Source organism: Cellulomonas sp. NPDC057328, assembly GCF_042667215.1.
GTDB lineage: Bacteria > Actinomycetota > Actinomycetes > Actinomycetales > Cellulomonadaceae > Cellulomonas.
The window spans coordinates 22,029-38,950 of sequence record NZ_JBHUZW010000012.1 but is presented as its reverse complement, the minus strand read 5'-3'; the positions used below and the strand labels follow the sequence as shown (position 1 = coordinate 38,950).

The 16,922-nt window shown below is 72.7% G+C and carries 17 protein-coding genes and 1 pseudogene; 8 read left to right on the top strand and 10 right to left on the bottom strand.

Annotation, left to right across the window (positions count from 1 at the left end):
* Positions 1 to 4: 4 nt before the first annotated feature.
* From ACFUMH_RS04105 to ACFUMH_RS04080, 6 genes are all read right to left on the bottom strand, one after another.
* Positions 5 to 424 (bottom strand): hypothetical protein, encoded by a 420-nt coding sequence (locus ACFUMH_RS04105; RefSeq protein WP_378200818.1) that lies wholly within the window; start codon positions 422 to 424, stop codon positions 5 to 7.
* On the bottom strand, positions 421 to 1,434 hold the full coding sequence (locus tag ACFUMH_RS04100; protein WP_378200815.1) for a putative T7SS-secreted protein: 1,014 nt from the start codon (positions 1,432 to 1,434) through the stop codon (positions 421 to 423). The genes ACFUMH_RS04105 and ACFUMH_RS04100 overlap by 4 nt, the downstream gene beginning before the upstream one ends.
* A gap of 419 nt (positions 1,435 to 1,853) precedes the next feature.
* A complete protein-coding gene (locus ACFUMH_RS04095; protein ID WP_378200812.1) occupies positions 1,854 to 2,333 on the bottom strand; it encodes a hypothetical protein in 480 nt (159 codons plus the stop codon).
* Between the two features lie 682 nt (positions 2,334 to 3,015).
* Positions 3,016 to 6,600 (bottom strand): hypothetical protein, encoded by a 3,585-nt coding sequence (locus ACFUMH_RS04090; protein ID WP_378200809.1) that lies wholly within the window; start codon positions 6,598 to 6,600, stop codon positions 3,016 to 3,018.
* Between the two features lie 28 nt (positions 6,601 to 6,628).
* Positions 6,629 to 6,961 (bottom strand): hypothetical protein, encoded by a 333-nt coding sequence (locus tag ACFUMH_RS04085; RefSeq protein ID WP_378200806.1) that lies wholly within the window; start codon positions 6,959 to 6,961, stop codon positions 6,629 to 6,631.
* Positions 6,962 to 7,191: 230 nt separating this feature from the next.
* Entirely contained in the window at positions 7,192 to 7,971 is a 780-nt protein-coding gene (locus ACFUMH_RS04080) for a hypothetical protein (protein ID WP_378200803.1), read from the bottom strand.
* Positions 7,972 to 8,411: 440 nt separating this feature from the next.
* On the opposite strand from ACFUMH_RS04080, the gene ACFUMH_RS04075 reads away from it, so the two are divergent.
* Both ACFUMH_RS04075 and ACFUMH_RS04070 read left to right on the top strand, forming a co-directional pair.
* Positions 8,412 to 8,930 (top strand): hypothetical protein, encoded by a 519-nt coding sequence (locus tag ACFUMH_RS04075; RefSeq protein WP_378200800.1) that lies wholly within the window; start codon positions 8,412 to 8,414, stop codon positions 8,928 to 8,930.
* Between the two features lie 34 nt (positions 8,931 to 8,964).
* Positions 8,965 to 9,165, top strand: coding sequence for a hypothetical protein (locus ACFUMH_RS04070; RefSeq protein WP_378200797.1), 201 nt, complete (start codon positions 8,965 to 8,967; stop codon positions 9,163 to 9,165).
* Between the two features lie 1,376 nt (positions 9,166 to 10,541).
* Here the strand turns inward: ACFUMH_RS04070 and ACFUMH_RS04065 are convergent.
* Positions 10,542 to 11,342 (bottom strand): metallophosphoesterase, encoded by an 801-nt coding sequence (locus tag ACFUMH_RS04065; RefSeq protein ID WP_378200794.1) that lies wholly within the window; start codon positions 11,340 to 11,342, stop codon positions 10,542 to 10,544.
* Between the two features lie 146 nt (positions 11,343 to 11,488).
* On the opposite strand from ACFUMH_RS04065, the pseudogene ACFUMH_RS04060 reads away from it, so the two are divergent.
* The 6 genes and pseudogenes from ACFUMH_RS04060 to ACFUMH_RS04035 all read left to right on the top strand — a co-directional run.
* Positions 11,489 to 11,740, top strand: a pseudogene (locus ACFUMH_RS04060) (type II secretion system F family protein); the annotation flags it as partial.
* A complete protein-coding gene (locus tag ACFUMH_RS04055; protein ID WP_378200791.1) occupies positions 11,737 to 12,666 on the top strand; it encodes a type II secretion system F family protein in 930 nt (309 codons plus the stop codon). The pseudogene ACFUMH_RS04060 and the gene ACFUMH_RS04055, both read left to right, overlap by 4 nt.
* Positions 12,667 to 12,723: 57 nt before the next feature.
* Positions 12,724 to 12,945: a hypothetical protein gene (locus ACFUMH_RS04050; RefSeq protein WP_378200788.1), complete on the top strand. Its 222-nt coding sequence runs from the start codon at positions 12,724 to 12,726 to the stop codon at positions 12,943 to 12,945.
* A gap of 32 nt (positions 12,946 to 12,977) precedes the next feature.
* Complete coding sequence (locus ACFUMH_RS04045) at positions 12,978 to 13,316, top strand: TadE/TadG family type IV pilus assembly protein (RefSeq protein WP_378200786.1); 339 nt, start codon at positions 12,978 to 12,980, stop codon at positions 13,314 to 13,316.
* A 14-nt stretch (positions 13,317 to 13,330) separates the two neighbouring features.
* Positions 13,331 to 13,810, top strand: a complete 480-nt coding sequence (locus tag ACFUMH_RS04040; protein ID WP_378200783.1) for a pilus assembly protein — start codon at positions 13,331 to 13,333, stop codon at positions 13,808 to 13,810.
* 77 nt (positions 13,811 to 13,887) lie between these two features.
* The gene (locus ACFUMH_RS04035; RefSeq protein ID WP_378200780.1) at positions 13,888 to 14,310 is read left to right on the top strand and encodes a pilus assembly protein TadG-related protein; all 423 of its coding nucleotides are present in this window, start codon (positions 13,888 to 13,890) and stop codon (positions 14,308 to 14,310) included.
* A 45-nt stretch (positions 14,311 to 14,355) separates the two neighbouring features.
* Here ACFUMH_RS04035 and ACFUMH_RS04030 read toward each other — a convergent pair whose 3' ends face one another.
* From ACFUMH_RS04030 to ACFUMH_RS04020, 3 genes are all read right to left on the bottom strand, one after another.
* Positions 14,356 to 15,378 (bottom strand): HD domain-containing protein, encoded by a 1,023-nt coding sequence (locus ACFUMH_RS04030; protein WP_378200777.1) that lies wholly within the window; start codon positions 15,376 to 15,378, stop codon positions 14,356 to 14,358.
* A 64-nt stretch (positions 15,379 to 15,442) separates the two neighbouring features.
* Positions 15,443 to 16,531, bottom strand: a complete 1,089-nt coding sequence (locus tag ACFUMH_RS04025) for a LacI family DNA-binding transcriptional regulator (RefSeq protein WP_378200774.1) — start codon at positions 16,529 to 16,531, stop codon at positions 15,443 to 15,445.
* A gap of 83 nt (positions 16,532 to 16,614) precedes the next feature.
* A complete protein-coding gene (locus ACFUMH_RS04020) occupies positions 16,615 to 16,911 on the bottom strand; it encodes a hypothetical protein (protein ID WP_378200770.1) in 297 nt (98 codons plus the stop codon).
* Positions 16,912 to 16,922 lie beyond the last annotated feature (11 nt).

Sequence of the window (16,922 nt, the reverse complement as noted above, 5' to 3'; positions counted from 1 at the left end):
CCGGCTATTCGAGCGGGCGGTTCCGACCGTTCGCGATGTTGAAGCCGCTGAGCACGGCGTAGAACCGGTCCGACACGGTGAGGCGGTTGAGTTCGCCGCGCCAGGCGTCATCGACCTCAGGCTGGCCGGTGATGCGTAACCACCGCCAACGGGGCAGGACCACCTCGGGGTGGAACATCTCGAACTGCTCGGACTTGGTGGTTAGCACGTCGTCGAACCGGAAGCCGCTCAGCCCTGCCTCACTGAGGGCCTCGGCGAGCCGCTCGGTGACGATGTGCTCCGGGCTGGTCGTGACGATGTCGTCACCGCCCCACCCTTCGAACTCGTAGTGAAGGACGGTGATCGGTGCGCCCGGCTGGTCGAAAGCGATGATCGTGCCCTCGCCGAGGCCGCCAGCTACTTCGGGTCGCACTTCATAGCTCACGGGGTCTCCCACTTGGATGGCGGCAGGAATCGGTGCCCGACCTGCTCGTCGACGAATCGGGCGTGCTCCAGCAGTTGTTGTCGCGTAGCCGTGCCCGGGGGGTGTAGTTCATAGAAGTCGTCCCACAGCGTGCGGATCGTCCGCAGGTGAAGTTCACCGTTCACAGTCGCGGGGATGCCGCGCAGGTTGGGTGCCGAGTGCAGTTCACCGACGGTGATCGTTCCGGGGTACCGCTTCATCACCTGCTTCTCGATGGCATGGTGGACGACCAGTTTCTCGTCGCGCAGGTGCGGGTACGTCCGGAAGAACGTGACCCGGTAGTCCTTCGTGGTGCTCGAACCGAGCTTCATCAGTGGAACTCGCTGCGGCGCACCGGCCTTCAGGGACTGCGCAACACCAGGCCCCGGCATCAGCATGCCCAACGAGAGTCCGGCGATCTGGTCGAGCGCATTGTTGTGCCACGGGTTGGGCTCGACCTCCCCGAGTCCCGAAGAGATGAGTCCACCAAGCGTGACGTAGATGTCGTCGGGGCCGAACGACGCTGCCTGGTGGAGCAGTGACGCAGTGGCCTCTGCTGACTGGTTCACCGCTTCGCGGACGGCGTGCAGCTCCGCCATGGCCTGCTGTTGCTCAGCGGTCGTTGTCGGCCGGATCAGCCCTGGCTCAGTGTCCAGGCAGTACGACCCGGCGTCCCACTTGCGGATGCACTCCGCAGCCGCACGTTGTCCCCACGCGAGGACGTTGCCGTGCTCGGCCAGTGCTCGTGCCGCGCCGTCGTGGCTGTCTCGCGCTATATCGAGCTTGAGTCGCGCGTCTTCGACCGTGGCGGCAAAGCGGTCGGCCGCGCGCCCCTCCCAGGAACCCGTTTCGAGTTTCCCCAGGCGATCGCGCGAGTCGTCGAAATCTGCTGCTTGACGCGCCAACCCTGCCGCGTCCTCCCAGAGCGCTTCCGGGTCGCCGGGGATCAGATCGCGGCCGTGACGTGCTGAGGCGAGTGTGTGTCGGCTCATCGGAGCATCGGACCCTCGCACGCATAGTCGATCCCACCTAGCGAATCGATGGCCTGCTTCTCCGCCGCGTCATAGTCGTTCGCGCATGCGGTGAGGGAGTCGGCGTACCCAGCCAGCTCGCGGCTGAGCCCCTCGGCGGCGTGCTCCCAGGTCGTTGCGAAGGCTCGCGCGGCATGTGTGAGGCCCGCGTGTCCGTAGGCCCCTCGGCCTGGCAGTAGCGGCCTCCGTGGCATGTCCTCGGAGATGACCCGGACGGTTCGTGCCGCCTGGCGGACCTCGTCGGGATCCACGGCGATGCGGTCGATGGAGTGCGGCAAGGTGCCCCCTATGTCGCGATGAGCCTTCGTAGGGTGCCACACCGCCGTGGCGGTGGGAGTGCCGTTGCTTCCGTTTTTCGCCCGTGTCCGTGCGGCAGTGCGCTACTCGCCCGCGACGGTCTGTAGGGCGACGTAGTGCTCGAACGCGAGTACGAGGCCCAGCGAGGCGAGGAGACCCGCGAACGACTGTGCGGTCTGTCGGACGGCCGCGGGAAGGAGTGTGAGGTCGTTCGACTCGAAGGACAGTTGCGCGTAGAAGCGGGGATGTACCTCGCGCAGAGAGTCGTTTCGCACGCGCAGTTCCGGCGCGAGCGCCGCGCGGAGGGCCATGCTGGCGTGGCGAGCGATGAAGGCGTCCTCGGGGGAGAGGGCCGCGACCTCGCCCTGTACGAGCAGTTCCGCGTCGTCCCCGTCGACCGTGCTGATCCCGACGGAGAAGTCGGTGACCATCCCGCGCACCTCGACGGCCGCATACGGCACCAGGGCCCACAGATAGTCGTAGCGTGCAGCGCTCAGTTCATCCGGGCACTCGGGGAGAGCGTCCAGCACGTCATCGATGGTCGTGCCGCGGTGCATCATCACGCCCGCACCCTATGCGGCGGAGCCGAGGCCGCAGATCCGGCCGTCTCGCAGCGCTCCTGGCCGCTCCCCGGAGCGATCAGGGCAACCCGTGCCTGGGTTTGCCTCTGGCGAGCAGTTCAGGCCCGCAGAGAGGCGTATGCGAGCTCGGACGTGACGAACCCCGATCCAGCGGCCCTGCCTGGCCTTCGTGCTGGATCAGGGGTCTCGCCCTTGACTCTCGCCCGCTCGGAGGAGCCCATGGAGAAGGAACCTCATCCGCACTCTATGCAGCGAAGGAGAAACCGGCGTGCTTCCCGGGGGAGTTGGACGTCGTGATGAGCGTGGACGCGGGTGGACGGGGGTTGGGACAGGGGTTGGACAGGGGTTGATTTGACGATCGCACACCCTCTGACCGGCGGAAACGCCGCGTGGACAGCTTGGACAGGGGTTACGGCAGATTGTTGTCGCAGTAGATCGCCGTGAAGCGAGGTGGTGCTGTCCGTTCTCCTACGCGAGAAAACTCGAAAAACCCCTGTCCATCCTGTCTACGGCCACTTTTCGGCACCCCATAGCGCTGTGACCTGCGGTGATGGCCCCCGATCGTGGACAGGGGTGGGTGTGTCCAACCCCTGTCCAACCCCTGTCCACGACAAGACGAGAGCCCCAGCAGGTTCACCCGCCGGGGCTCTCGTCCTGTTCGCCGTCAGAACTCGTCGTCTGACGGCTCGGGCTCGCCGCCGCGACGGCGAGCCAGGTGCTTCGATGCGGTGCCGCGGGGCCTGGAGCCTGCCGCGGCCACGTCGCCGCCCCGCTTCTTCTCCACGTTCTCGTGGGCGACGCACAGGTGGCGCTGCCGCTCCACCGAGTGGACCCCGAGCCCGCAGTTCTCGTTGCAGTCTGGCACCGAGCAGGTGCTCCGCACCACGCGACCGTCCTCCTGCTTGACGGTGCACGGTCGCTCGGCACGGCGGGCCTGCTCGGCACGGTCCGCCTTCTCCGTCTCCCGCATGGCCCGCACCCCCTTGTAGACCGTCGCCTTCTGGCCCGTGCGCTTCCCATCCGCGTCGAGGATGTACGGGCGTACCTTGTGCCCACCCATCGCCGAGATGAGCTGCCCGCAGAGCATGAGCAGCCGCTGGTCGCTCAGCATGCGAGGTGCGTTCGGCTTGTACCGGTCGGGGGCTCCGTCCAGCCTCCACCGGTCCATGTACCAGTCCTCGTACGCCTTCTCGATTTCCCGGGGGGTGACCGTGTCGTCGTCCGTTCCTGGGATGAAGCAGGCGTTCCAGAACTCGCTGGCCTCGTTGATCTTCTCGCCGTAGGCGGCCTTCCACTCGGCGGCCTCCGGCGGGGCGGCCAGGCAGTCGACGAAGGACACCCCCTCGTCACCGGCCTCGGCCTTGCGCCTGGCGTGCTCCCGGCGGGACTTGACGCACCCCTCGATGGCCCACAGCAGTACCCACGCCTGACCCTCGGGGGTCAGCCAGAGCGCTCCCTTGTCGTCGTCGAGTTGCTCCACCGGGATCTGTGCGGCCGGGCTGAACAGAATCACGACGAGTCGGCGCAGCAGGGCGACGTCGGTCTCGGTGAAGGCGACGTAGTGCTGCGACGACGCGATGAGGGTTCCGCGGACCGGCTCCTCCTCCTCCGGCTGGTGCAGCATGCGCGCCCCGGTCAGACGAGCCCCATTGGTTGTCAGGCGCTTGATCTCGCCGGTGTCCACCTGGAGCCCGGGGGTGCTGCGACGGGAGACCCGCTCACCCTCGCCCGCGGAGCGCGAGTCGTCCGACCACCAGAAGCGCTTGCCGACCAGGCGAGCCTTCGCCGGGTTGGGTGCCGCCGGGTCGTTGGTGCTGCCGAAGACCTCCAAGGTGGTGTCGCAGGCGAGTTCGCTGCCGAGCGCGCGGGCGAGGGCGTTGAACACCGTCGACTTGCCCGTGCCGGTCGCCTCCGGGGAGTGCAGCAGGATGATGAGTCCCACCTGGTCGCCCCACACGGCCGTGCCCGCGCAGCGCTGGAGGTGTTCGGCGAGCCCAGCGGTGCTCCGGTCCCACCGGTCGAACATCTCCTGCATGTACCGGGGCCAGGTCAGCGGCTTGCCCTTGGCGATGGCATCCAGACCGGCTCGCATGACGGCCAGCCACTTATCGCGCCCGTCGAACGGCGCGGCCACTGCGGCCGTGATGCGGTCGGTCGGGTCGTAGTCGCGGATCTCGCCGGTGCGCAGGTCGACGACGCCCAGGTCGCCCTCCAGTGCCAGCAGCGCCGGGTTGGCGTTCCAGACCTCGGGGCGCACGCGCCGGTCGGGGTGGATGGACGGGTCGATCCTCGCCAGCCGCTCCTTCTCGGCGCTCGACAATGCGGTGATCTGCGCGATGGCGTCCCTGTACCCGGAGGTGCGGGTCAGGGCCGAGGCGTAGGCACGCATGTACTTGCGGGTAGCAGCCCTGGCGTCAGCCCTCGCCTCGGCGACCTCCTTCTCACTCTCTCCCCGGGCCGCGGCCGCCTCCGCGGCCTTGTTTCCAGCCTCCCACTCGCGTACGGGGGACTCTTCCTCCTCGATCAGTGTGGCGATGCGGTTGAGGCTCGCCTGGAGCCCGGTGGGGCCGCTGCGTGCCTCCTTGTGCCAGACCTGCCCGTTCCACCCGCGCCAAACCACGTCGGTTACGTCCACGGCCTCCGACGTGCTGCTCCACAGGAACCGGGGGCCCTCGATGAGTGCCCAGCGGAGCGCGTACCCGCGCACGTCGTCGCACGGCAGGCTCGCGAACGCCTTGCCGATGTCCTCACCGGAGGTCAGTCCGGCGGGCCTCTGCTCCGGGAACTGTTCGGCCAGCGTCTCGGGGGTGGCGTCCGCGAGCGTCTCGCACAGCGCGTCCAGGTCAAACCCGTCGTCGTTCCTGAACGCGCGCACGACCCGTGCGGCCAGGTGCCAGTCGCCGCCGCAGTCGAGGTTGCCGAGGATGTCCCAGGCGCTCCAGGTGTGCTCCTCACCGTCCATCCAGTCGGCCTGCATCCGGGTGCCGGTCGCAGGCCAGATGCGGTCCACTCCGTCAGGGTCGTGGTGCACGACAGCATGGCTCTCGTCACCGAAGCTCCCGTCAGGTCGCGCGTAGACCCAGCGGTCGGCCTCGTACTCGTGCGGCGCGCAGCGATGCAAGCTGAGCATCGCGTCGAGGGCACCGTCGGTCATGGCGAACCGGTCGCCGACACGGTCGCCGACAGCAGCCTTGCGTTCTCCTGCGCGGGTGAGCGCCGTACGACTGTTGACGCCACGCTCGGAGCGCTGCGCGTCCATGGTCGGGAGCGCCTTGGCGAAGTCCTCCGCCGAGTAGCGCTTTCCACTCATCGAGACGATCCGCACCGGGCGGGGGTTGTTCCGGTCCTTGCGGTTGAACGCACCGGCGGGGCGCAGCACCCGCGCCATGTCCTTCTGGACGCCCTTGTCGATGTGGAAGCCCTGGACCGTGCCGCTCGTGCCCTTCTCGGTGTCCTCCCAGTCGGTGCGGACGTTGGCGCTGTGGAACATGTTCGTCCAGTAGGCGTCCCAGCGCTGGAGCAGGTCGGCCGTTTCAGGGGCCTGGGCGTCCATCGGGCGGTCGAACAGGAAGTACACGTGCAGGCCGTACCCGCTCGTGACAACCAGACCCGGCTCCCAGGCCGCGGAGTCGATGAGGGCGCGTGCCTGCGCCTCGGTCGGGTGCGGCCGGTGGTCGTTGGTCTCGGCGTGCGCGCCGGAGTCAGCGATGTCGACGTCGACCCAGAACCCGGTGAGCCAGCCCACGTCCTCTGCCTTGCCGCGCCCGCGGTCGATGCGGTGGGAGAGCAGGCCGACGTTGATGTGGACAGCCTTGACCCAGCGCTCCTCGCCCTGGATGGCGTCCCAGATGGCGTCAGGGTCGCGCACGTCGTAGCACCCAACGAGTCCGAAGTGTCCGTCTCCCGGGAAGGGGTTCCGGCTCAGTCCGACATATGCGGGTGTGTTGCCGTAGTCGAAGCAGCCCCACAGCGTGGTCCAGTAGGCGTGCCACTGGGCGTAGGGGTCATTGCTCGCAGGCAACTCGACTACATGTTCCAGGTTGAGCCTGGGGAGGTCCGCGTCGTCGAGGTCATCGTCACGCACGAGGGACAGGTGCCGCTTGACGGTGATCGGCTCCTCGTCCGGGGAGCGGTAGTGACCCGCGGGGTCGTAGCCGTCGTACTCGTCCGACTCGGCCGCCCACACCTCCTCCGGTGGCCACTCGTCCTCGGGCGGCTCGACCGCCCGCAGGGCTCGGTTCTTCTCCATGGTGTCCTTCTTCCGAGCGTGCGCGGGGTCAGACGGTCGGCGCGGAGGCAGCCGCGACGATGCGCCAGGTGGCCGGACGGGTGCTGTCGGGCCGTCGCCGGTAGATGCGGTAGCCGCACACCGGCTGCCCGAACGTCGAGAGCGTCTTGAGCGCTTGCCCCCAGACGACCGCACGTCCTCGTGCGCTCATGTTCCGCTCGCAGACGAGCGGGTTCGGCAGGTGGGGGAGCCTGCCGAACTCCACGTCCAGGTCTGTCGCCGTCCACCAGGCCGGATCCGCGGAGGCCCATGCCTCCAACAACTCCCGCCATCCGGGCTCCTCGGTCTGGACCGAGGCCGCCACGTCCCTTGTGTCGTCCATCGTTGCTACTCCCTGTGGCAGTCGCCCTCGCCCCGTGGCGGGAGCTCCTACTACTCCCTATGCGGCGAAGACATCGCGGAGCCCTTTCGGGTGTTTGCCGAGGTCATAGGCTTGAGGCCCAATCGCGCCCGATCGGCACTGGGGCGAAGGTGCAAGATCGGGCCTCCACCTGCGTGTGACGTTCGTCAGATTTGAGGTGTCCGAGGGGTCCGATCAGCGCAGAAACCGGCTCAACGCGGCGCGGATCGTCTCGTCCGTCGTGGCCGAGGCGCGCCGACTCCGAGGGCAGCGCGTGTGCGCTGCGAGAGCCGCGAACGAGGCGTGCCGTCGGGTCGGAGCATGGGGCCGGTGCGCGGGTCGGTGGCCGCCAGGTCCCGCAGTGCCAGTGCGGCCGCGGCGCGTTCCGCCGCCCGTGCAGCCTGGGCCGGGGAGGGGGCACGAGGGGGAGTCGGGGCGGAGCCCGAGCCGCCACCGACACCGCCGACCTGGGGCTGCTGCTGCGGTGCGGGCTGCGGCTGGGGCGGCAGGTGGTGCGTCGGGGCGGGCTTTCCGGCTCCGGCGGCGGCGGTCGGCCGCGGCGGGCGAGTCGCCGCAGGGCCGCGGTCCGCGGCGCTGGAGCCGATGGCCCCGGCGATCTGCCGGTCCAGTTCAGCCCACGGGTCGAGCTCCCACTCGGTGAGCACCTTGTCCCACGAGTCGGCGGACGTCAGATCAAGGCGGATGTCGTCTCCGGAGTCGGTGGTGCCCTGCGACCAGAGCCGGGCGTACCAGAGCCGCCTCGTGTACGCGGTGTCCGTGCGGTGCAGGCGCTGCCCGCGGACGCGGTGCACCCGCCCGTCCGGCTCGACACGGAACAGCCCTCCAACGAGCTCGTCGCTGATCTCGTCGCAGACCCGCTCCAGCACGCCCCGTGCCGCCACGAGGTGGGTTGTGCGGTAGCCGTCGAGCAGGCGCTCGTTCCCGGGGGCGAGCCGGGGCAGCGCGTCGAGCACGTCCCGGATGGACGGCATGGTGAAGACCTGGTCCGGCTGGAGGTCGTCGTACGCGGTGAGGCTCAGCCTCCCGACGAGCGCATCGCCTCTCGACCCTCGGCGCGGCGCAGACGCTGCCGCGTGGCGCCGTCCAGCCGTCGAGTCGGGGTGCCGAACCACGAGCCCTGGAGCACCTCGCCCCGCGCGCCTGCAACGAAGGTCGCCTGGACCTCAGCCTCGGCTGTCGCCAGCTCATCCGCGGCCGACGTCGCTGTGGCGGCAGCCTTCTCGGCACGGTCGAGGTCGCGGACGACCCGCTCGGTGGCCCGCTCCCCCCGTTCGGCCGCCAGCCTGGCGGTTGCCCCCGGCCGCAGCCTGCGGAGCAGCCTCGATCGTCGTGCGCGCTTCTGCTCGCGCAGGCGCTCAGCGCGCTCGGCCGCACCGACTGACCAACCACCACCCACGAGACGGAGACGACCATGACGACGGCGACCCGCCGCCCGCGCACGACGACCCGCCGCCTAGCGACCGGCCCGGCTCAGCGCCAGCCGCAGCGGGCGTGGCGCGAGGGCAAGCCGTACGACGGCGCGGTCATCGACGGCCACCTCGACTTGAACTCGTACGCCGCCACGGCCGTCTTCGGCGTCACCGAGCTCGCGGTCGAGACGATCAGCCGCGACGGTGTGCCGGTCACTGCGGCGAGCGTGCGCGCGCTGACCGCAGTGTTCGGCCGCGTCGTCCTGGAGTCCCAGGCGCAGGTCACCCACGGCGACCGCGACTGGCAGGCCGGAGCGAACACCCGCATGCGCGGGACGCTGCGGACCGTCGTCACCACGATGCCGCTGCCGTGGGGTGGGGACAAGCGCGCCTGGTGCGAGTGGGGCCGAGCCGCCACCGGCCGATGCACCGCCATCGCGCGCATCGCCCTCGGCCTGTTCGCCGACGGCCCCGCATTTGATGCGACCGCGGTGCTCGTGACCCTCTCGCCCCGCGCGTGACGCACGACGGCGACGCGGACCTTGACCCGCGCTCGTGGTCCACGTCCTCGTCGAGACCTACGCGCTCGCGCCGGGGGCGACCCTCGGACCGTGGGACGACGTCGATGAGCGGCACGCCGAACGGCTGCGTCCCCTGCTCGCCCCGCTCGACACCGACGAGACCCTCGCCGAGCGCGACGAGCGGTTGCGCCACACCGTCCCGTGCCCCGAGCGCCTCGACGCGCTGCTCGCCTAGCCGACTCGCGCTAGCGCCGTCTCCGCCCGCCGCTAGGCGATGCTCGTCGTCACCGTCCGGGCCCGTCCCGGGCGGTCGTGCTGCTGGCCGGTAGGCCGGGTTGTCCCGCGGTGCCGCCGCCGGGCGAGCGCGAGCCGGTAGATGAGGCTTCGCCGTTCCGCGCTGGCGCGCGGCCCGGCTCCGCAGTGGGTCTGTGCGGTGTCCGCTTCGCGGGTCGGCCTGTCCGCCGCTGGCACGGCGGCGTGGTCGTCCCGCACGCTGGGCCGCAGTGCGCTGTTTGCTCCGACCAGGCGCGACGCGCAGCGTCGCGGCTGGGCGGAGCTGGCGGCACGACGGCGCGTGAGCGACGACGAGCCCCCTCGGGGGCGACGCCCGCGTCAGCGGGGGCGACGCCGAGACCGGGGCACCGGGGCGCAGCCACCGGTCGCATTCGCTAGACCCACCCCCTTGGCGCCGACGCAACTGCCCCTCCCGGCCAGCGGCCGCTCGCGCCCGCCGCCGCGACCGCTGCCCCTGCCCGCCGCCGGGCCTGCCATCGCCGCCGCCGTTGCCGTGCCAGCGGCCAAGCCGCCGCCGGGGCCGCCGGGGCTGGGGCTGAAGATGAGCCCGGCGGTCCGACGCGGCGTGTGAGCGGGGGACAGGGTGGCTGGGTGACCGACGCGCCGACGGAGCGGGGGTCGAGAAGCCACAGCGGCGTCTGAGCGCACCGGCGAAGCGGGCGCGCAGCGAGAACCGGAACAGACGTGGAGGCTCGCAACGAGCAACGCAGCGCCTGACGTCGCGCAGCGACTGGCCATCTCCCACCGGAGCGCAGCCACGCCAGTCCGCGAGCACCGGAACCCCACCATCTACCCAGGGAGACTTCCTGGCGGGGGTGTCTGGCACCGCCGCAGGTCACGAAGGGGATGAATAGGGAGAAGTGCGCCCCTATGTTCTGGGCGCGTCGACGCGCCCATCTGCGCAGGCGGGCGGGGGTGCGTTGCGTCAGTCGTGCGGTAGTTCTGTGACGACTCCCGCTGTGCGCAGCCAGCCCGTGGTTGTCCCGAGTTGTTCTGCGACGACCCCCATTAGCGCGTCAGCGTGAGAGCCCGGCACGGTTAGCCGGCCGGTCTGCGAGCACGCGCCGCACGCCTCGACGGCGACGTCGAGACAGCTCGGACAGAGGATCGCGAGCACGAGGTCCGCCCTGCGCGGTAGGCGCCGAGATGAGAGGACCCCGGCCGGCCAGGGAACCTGCCGGGGTCTGGAGGAAGAGAGGCGCCTCTCAGGTGGGCCGCACAGGACCGAACGGCACCACCTATCCCGCCTCTATGCGGCGACCCGGACCACGGCGTGCGGCGTTGCACGCGTGGCGACGACCGCGGGGCGGTGCCCGATCACTCGCCCTCGGCGGTGCGCCGCAGGCCCACCGACCAGCTCGGGTTGTCGGTCACGGAGGGCGGCCGGACGAGCGGCTCGATGCTCCATGTCGCGAGGTCGAGGATGACCGCGTTCCCGGTCGTCCACTCCATGTCGAGCACCTCGACGGTCGTGCTGCCAAGTCGGTGGGTCAGGCGCCGGTGCCAGTGCCCGGAGAAGACGAGCCTCGGCTGCGTTCGCTCGACGGCGGTGGCGAGCAGCTCACGCACGGCCTGCGCTTTGGCGGCCACGTCGGCGGGGATGCCGGGCATGCGGCTCGTCAGCGGCACACCCGCGGGGACGTCGTGTGCGAGCAGCATGTCGAGCGGCTCGCTGCCGAGCATCTCCAGGTCGTCGGCCGTCGGTGCCTCGTCGGGGTACTGCGCTCCGTCGGTCTGGCGCGTGAACGCGTCGACGCTGACTGCGCCGCCGAGCGCTCCGATCCTGCGGCCGCCGATGCTCCACCGGTGGCCACGCGGTGCCCATGCGAGGTGGGGTGCGAGCCAGCGCATGCCGTGCGCGTCGCGGTGGGCCGGTGCGAGCCAAGACCAGTCGTCGTGGTTGCCGCCGCACGTCGTGAGGATCGAGCCCGCGCTCGCCAGGACCGCTTCGAGGTCGCGGACGAACCCGGGAACCCCGATCCCGAGGTCGCCGACGTGCACCAGGGTCGTCGCCCCGCGCGCAGCTGCGAGCTCGACGACGGCACCCGCGGCCAACGTGTCGCCGTGCCAGTCACCGGCTACGACCACCCTGGTCGCCTCGGTCCACTCCGTGCGCATTACGTCTCCTGCCAGCCCGCATGGGTCAACCACGAGAGGGTGGGTCAGGATGCGGGAAACAGCACCGCCGGTGTCAAGGCCGCTCGGCCGTTCTGGCGCGCCTCCGCCACGCGGCACGGCAACCAGCGCACCTCTACCCCTACTCGCTGCGCGACGACCTGCGCACGCGCGGCGAAATCGAGGCGCGCCAGAGCTGGACCGTCTACGCCGCCCGGCTCGCCGTCGCCGCGCCGTGGGCGGTGCTCGCGATGCTCGCGACCCGCCCGGAGGCGCTGCGCGCGTACGACTCCACGGCGGGGGCGCTCGTGCTGCTCGCCGGCGCCGTCGCGACCGTCGTCGCCTACCGGCTCATGCTCCGCGTCGCGCGGCTGCCCGACGACCCGCGGGTGCTGCGGTGAGCCCCGCGCTGGCCGGTGCGCTCGTCGGGCTGCTCGGCGGCACGGGCCTCGCCCTGGTCGTGTGGCGGCTCGGGTCGCGGCGCATCACGCTCGACCAGCGCGTCGCGCCGTACCTGCGGGTGCGCGGCACGTCCGGCCTGCTGCGCACACCCGTCGCGCGGGGGCCGCTCGGGACCCTCGAGCGGCTCGTGGCGCCGTTCCTCGCCGACGCGGTGCGGCTGCTGGGCCGGATCGGGTCGCCGGCCGCCGAGCTGCGCGGACGCCTCGAGCGGGCCGGGCGGCGCGAGAGCGTCGAGCAGTTCCGTGCGCAGCAGGTGCTGTGGGGCGTGCTCGGGCTCGCGGTCGGCCTGGTGCTGGCGCTGCTCCTCGCCGCAAGCCGCGGGGGAGCGGCGCCCGCGCTGGTCGGGCTCGTCCTCGCGGTCGGGTTCGCCGCCGTGCTCGTGCCCGACTGGCTGCTCGGCCGGCAGGTGCGGCGGCGCGAGCAGCGGATGCTCGCGCAGATGCCGACCGTCACGGAGCTGCTCGCGCTCGCGGTCAGTGCCGGCGAGGGGGCCGTCGGGGCGCTCGAGCGGGTGGTGCGCCAGACCCGCGGCGAGCTGACCGACGAGCTGGCGCGCACGCTCGCCGAGGCGCGCGCCGGTGCACCCCTGACGACGGCCCTGCACGGGCTTGCCGACCGCACCGGCATGCCGCCGCTCGCGCGGTTCGCCGAGGGCGTCGCCGTCGCGGTCGAGCGCGGGTCGCCGCTGGCGGACGTGCTCCGGGCGCAGGCGCAGGACGTGCGCGAGGAGGGGCGCCGCGCGCTCATGCAGACCGGTGGGCGCAAGGAGGTGCTCATGATGATCCCGGTGGTGTTCCTCATCCTGCCGGTGACCGTCCTGTTCGCCGTCTTCCCCAGCGTGGTGGTCCTGCGGGTCGGTCTGTGACCCGCGGAGGAGTGCAGGGACCGCCGACCGGCGGTCCCGCGACGACGGGAGTGCACGATGACGGAGTGGGCCCGCGCCTGCGCGGTGCGGCTGCAGCGGCGGCTGCACGTGCTGACGGACGACCTGACCGAGAACGGCGAGCGCGGCGACGTCCCGGGCTGGGTGCTCATCACGCTCATGACCGCGGGCATCGTCTCGGTGCTGTGGTTCGTCGCCGGCAACGCGCTGACGCAGCTGTTCGAGACGGCCATCCAGTCGGTCGCGCCGCGCGCCGGCTGAGCGACGACCGCGGGTCCGCCGTCGTCGACTTCGTGCTCGTCGGCGGGCTCGTCGTCGTGCTCTTCATGTCGGTGCTGCAGCTGGCGATCGTCCAGCACGTGCGCAACACCTGCATCGACGCCGCCGCGGAGGGCGCCCGGTACGGCGCGCACGCCGGGCGCACCACCGCCGACGGCGCCGCGCGCACCGTGACGCTGCTGCAGTCGTCCCTCGCCGAGAGCTACGGGCGCGACGTCACCGCCCGGCGGGTCGATGTCGACGGTCTGGCGCTGGTCCGTGTGACCGTGCGGGCCCCGCTGCCGCTCGTGGGGCTGCTCGGCCCGGCGGGCACGCTGGAGGTCGACGGGCACGCGCCCGTCGAGGACCCGTGAGGGCGGTGCGGCGGGTGCTCACCCGCAGGGTCGACCGTGTGCGGCGGCGGGTGCTGTCCGGCGGGGCGGACGGCGGCAGCGCGCTCGTCGAGTTCCTCGGCGTCGCGCTCGTGCTGCTCGTCCCGGTGATCTACCTCGTGCTGGTGCTCGGCCGGCTGCAGGCGGCGACGTTCGCGGTCGAGGGGGCGGCGCGGGAGGCGGCGCGCGTGTACGTCGCGGCGCCGGATGCCTCCACGGGTCGGACGCGGGCGGTCACGGCCGTCGGTGTGGCGCTGCGGGACCAGGACGTCGGCGACGACCCGTCCGGTGCGCTCGCTGTCGGCTGCTCGGCGGACCCCTGCCTGCAGCCCGGTGCCGAGGTGACCGCGACCGTGCAGGTCCGCGTGCCGCTGCCGTTCGTGCCGTCGTTCGTGCGCGACGTCGTGCCCCTCGAGGTGCCGGTGCGGGCGGAGCGCACCGCAGCCGTCGACGCGTACCGGGTGGTGCAGCCGTGACGGCGCTCGGCGCGCGCGTCAGCGGACCGCTACGACGCGCGGTCCGCCGCGCGCGGGCCTCCGGGGAGGACGGCCAGGTGACGGTCCTCGCGCTCGGGCTCGCGGTGCTCGCGCTCCTGCTCGTCACCGTCACGGTCTCGGCGACCGGTGTGCACCTGGACCGCAAGCGCCTGCTCGCGCTCGCCGACCTCGCCGCGCTGGCCGCCGCCGACGAGGTCGCCGACGACCGCTACTTCGCGGGCGGTGCGGCCCGGGGGCCGTCCGGCGTGCCGCTCACCGACGCGAGCGTCCGCGCGGCGGTCACGGACTACGTCGCCCACCACCCGGAGCAGGCGGCCCGGTGGGACGGCGTCGCCGTCCTCGAGGCGTCGACGCCGGACGGCCGCACGGTCGTCGTGCGGCTCGGGGCGGTCACGCGCCCGGCGCTGCTGACGTGGGTGATGGCGCCGTGGTCCGACGGCATCGCGCTCGAGGCGGAGGCCACCGCACGCGCGTCGTGACGGCCTACGGTGTCGCACAAGGGCGACCTGTCGACCGCGCCCCGGTCAGGGCATCGCTACGGCGGACCCCGCCTCCGGGTGGTCACGGCGCAGCACCCACCGGTCGGGAGCGCGGTCCGGCACGGGCACGTGGTCGGGCAGCGGCTCGCCGTGCACGAGCGCGCGGGCGTGGTACGAGCGCCCACCCGGCACGAGCTCGACGCCCTCCGGCGCCGGGCCCGGGCGCGCCGGGACGACGCACCAGGCCAGCGGGTCGGTCAGGAAGTGCCGGGTCTCGTCGCCCGTGCGCGGGTCACGCAGGAGAGCCGCGACCAGCTCGCCGTCCGTCATCCCCACCACCGCGTCGGCGTCCGCCCCCGGCTCGAGCCACCGGCGCACGAGGTGGCGCACCACGCCCACCGCCAGGACGTTCAGCGGCGAGCGGTGGTAGGCCACCTCGGCGTCCACGAGTTGCGCGAGCACCCGCGCGCCCGCGGGGTCGGTCCGCAGGACGCCGTCCTGCAGGGTGAGCCGGCGCAGCAGACGTGGCGGCGCGGGCATCCGCCGCCCGTGGGCGCGCGCGCTGCGGACGTACCCGTCGAGGTGGTCGAGCGTCACCAGCCCTAGGCGTGGCCGGAGCGCCGACCGTCGCGCGCCGCTCAGGGTGTCGACCACGTCGTCGACGTCCACCCCGTGCTCGCCCAGCAGGTCGCTCAGGGCGCGGACCCGCGCCATCCCCGTGACGTGGTGGTCGATGCCGGCGATCCCCTCGAGCGTATGGCTCAGCGGCGCGTGCCCGACGTCGTGCAGCAGCGCGGCGGCGCGGGTCACGGCGTCGTCGCCGTCGAGGTGCGCGACCAGCCCGAGCACGCCGAGCGAGTGCTCGAGCCGGGAGAACGTCTGCGTCGTCACGGTCGCGACCGCCCCGGCGTGCGCCACGTGCCCGAGGCGCCGGACCGGCCAGGTGCGCAGCAGCGCCAGCTCGAGCGGCGTGAGCGTCGTGACCGTGCCCCACAGCGGGTCGGTGTGGAGCCCGCCCACGCCGACGGTGTCGGCGTGGGGGTGCACCTGGCGCGTCGGGGCGGTCACCCGCGGACGCCGGAGGAGGTCGCCGCGGCGACGGTCCCGCGCCCGTGCGATCGCGACGGCACGCTCAGCCTCGCCGCGCCGGACGCGGGGGAGCGGTGCTGCCGCGCACCACGAGCTCGACGGGGATGTGCTGGACGACGGGGTCGCGGTCGTCCGGCTGGTCGTCCTCCGCGTCCCGCGTCCGCGCGATCGCCTCCGTGAGCGCAGCCGCGGCCAGCCGGCCCTTGGCGGCGAAGTGCTGGCGGACCGTCGTCAGCGCGGGGCGCACGGTGTGCGCGTGCACGCTGTCGTCGAACCCGACCACCGACAGGTCGTCCGGCACGCCGAGGCCCGCGGCCTGCGCGGCCCGCACCAGCTCCGCGGCCATGAGGTCGGAGAAGCACACGACGGCCGTCGGGCGGTCCGGGCTCGCGACGAGGTCCGCGACGCCCGGCCGGATGAGGTGGTCGTGGTTGTCGACGACCTCGTACACGCGCCCGGTCAGCCCGGCGGCCTCGAGCGCGTCCAGGGCACCGGCGGTGCGCTGCCGGGCGACGTGGTTGGACCCGGCGGCGCGTGGGTCGTCCGCCCACCCCGGAGCGGGGCGGCGGTGGTTCATGGTCAGGACGGCGACGTCGCGGTGCCCCAGCGCGAGCAGGTGCTCCACCGCGACGCGGCCGCCCGCGCGGTCGTCCAGCAGCACGCCCGTGCTGCCGGGCACGGGGTCCTGGTCCACGAACACCAGGGGGAGCCGACGCCGGCGCAGCCACTGCACCGCCTCCGTGTCGCCCGCGCACGCGTAGATGACGGCGGCGTCCACCGGCAGGTCGCGTGCGGGGACGTGCCCGCCGACGTTCTCCGCGGGGATGAGCGACACCGCCAGACCCGTCGGCGCCAGCGACTCGGCCAGCGAGCCGAAGAACGCCGCGGCGACCGGGTCGAGGAACGCCTCGCCCAGCGAGTCCGTCAGCACCACGCCCACCGCGCCCGAGCTGCGCCGCGCGAGCGCCCGCGCGGCGGGGTCGGGCCCGACGTAGCCGAGCTCGGCCGCCGCCGCGAGGACGCGCTCGCGCAGCGCCTGGGAGAGCTGGTCGGGGCGCGAGAACGCGTTCGACACCGTCATGCGGCTCACGCCGACCTTGTCGGCCACCGTCTGCAGCGTCACGCGACCCATGGCTGCCCCGCCCCGCACGTCATGCGGACCAGCGTAGGTCGCCCGGCTCCCAGCCGGCCGCCACCCGTCCGCGTGCACGGCCGTCAGTGCGCCGCGTGGCCGACGTGCTGGCCGGCGCGCTGGTCGACGTACCGGGCGTCGCGGGCCTCGGGCGCGAGCGCGTCGGCCAGGCGGTGCAGGGCACCGGCGGCCGCGGCTCGCGGACGCGCCACCGGTGCGTGCGCCCGCGCCAGCACGCGCTGCGCCCGTCGTGCCCGCCGCTCCGCCATCCGCCGGTCGTGCGCGGTCTCGGGCACCTCCGGCGCCCACGGGCGCGAGCTCTCCGCCTCCGCGCGCGTCAGCCGCACACCCAGCGCACCGATCCCGATCGGGTCCGACATGGTCCTCACCC

Coding starts and splice junctions, on each gene's coding strand:
- ACFUMH_RS04065 (WP_378200794.1), bottom strand. CDS start 11,342: ATGCGCACGGAGTGGACCGAGGCGACCAGGGTGGTCGTAGCCGGTGAC.
- ACFUMH_RS04025 (WP_378200774.1), bottom strand. CDS start 16,531: ATGGGTCGCGTGACGCTGCAGACGGTGGCCGACAAGGTCGGCGTGAGC.
- ACFUMH_RS04080 (WP_378200803.1), bottom strand. CDS start 7,971: ATGCCGTCCATCCGGGACGTGCTCGACGCGCTGCCCCGGCTCGCCCCC.
- ACFUMH_RS04050 (WP_378200788.1), top strand. CDS start 12,724: ATGACGGAGTGGGCCCGCGCCTGCGCGGTGCGGCTGCAGCGGCGGCTG.
- ACFUMH_RS04100 (WP_378200815.1), bottom strand. CDS start 1,434: ATGAGCCGACACACACTCGCCTCAGCACGTCACGGCCGCGATCTGATC.
- ACFUMH_RS04085 (WP_378200806.1), bottom strand. CDS start 6,961: ATGGACGACACAAGGGACGTGGCGGCCTCGGTCCAGACCGAGGAGCCC.
- ACFUMH_RS04090 (WP_378200809.1), bottom strand. CDS start 6,600: ATGGAGAAGAACCGAGCCCTGCGGGCGGTCGAGCCGCCCGAGGACGAG.
- ACFUMH_RS04020 (WP_378200770.1), bottom strand. CDS start 16,911: ATGTCGGACCCGATCGGGATCGGTGCGCTGGGTGTGCGGCTGACGCGC.
- ACFUMH_RS04075 (WP_378200800.1), top strand. CDS start 8,412: ATGACGACGGCGACCCGCCGCCCGCGCACGACGACCCGCCGCCTAGCG.